Annotated in this window: 1 pseudogene; it reads left to right on the forward strand. The window is 67.2% G+C overall.

Annotated features, from left to right (window positions below):
• Positions 1-415: 415 nt before the first annotated feature.
• A pseudogene (locus tag ACU8YE_RS24355) lies at positions 416-515 on the forward strand (LysR family transcriptional regulator); the annotation flags it as partial.

Below are 515 nucleotides of genomic sequence, written 5' to 3' on the forward strand. Positions count from 1 at the left end.
TGTCGGGACGGACGGGCCGCGGCAGCCGCGGCGCGCGAAGGCGAACGGTTGAACTGTGTCATGCGACGGTTCTCTTTGTGACATCCGGATGAAGGACGTTGCGCGGGCATCGCGCAACGGGCCGCAGCGGCGGCGGCCGGCTCCCGGCGCGACGGGGAGGCGGACGGGGTGGCCGCGCGTTCGCCCGGCGCGTGGGGCTGCCCGCACCGCGTAACGTCGTCGAGCATGCAATCTAGCAGCTTCGGCGGGTCTTTGGAACACGTATCGACGATCTGTCATTCGAATGGGTCAAACCGGGCCGGATTTTGTGCGGCGCCCGCGCAGCTGTACTCCTGGCGCGCGCGGCGCTGTGCTCTTGAGCGTGCGTGTCGCGTGCAGTAGATTAGGTTCGCTCCGCTCGACGACGGCCATCATGATGAACCTTTTGGAAGCGATGCGTATTTTCGGTGCAATCGTCGAGCACGGCGGGCTGTCCGGCGCGGCGTCCGATCTGAAGCTCGACGTCGCGCAGGTCG

This window comes from Ralstonia sp. VS2407 (genome assembly GCF_052950655.1).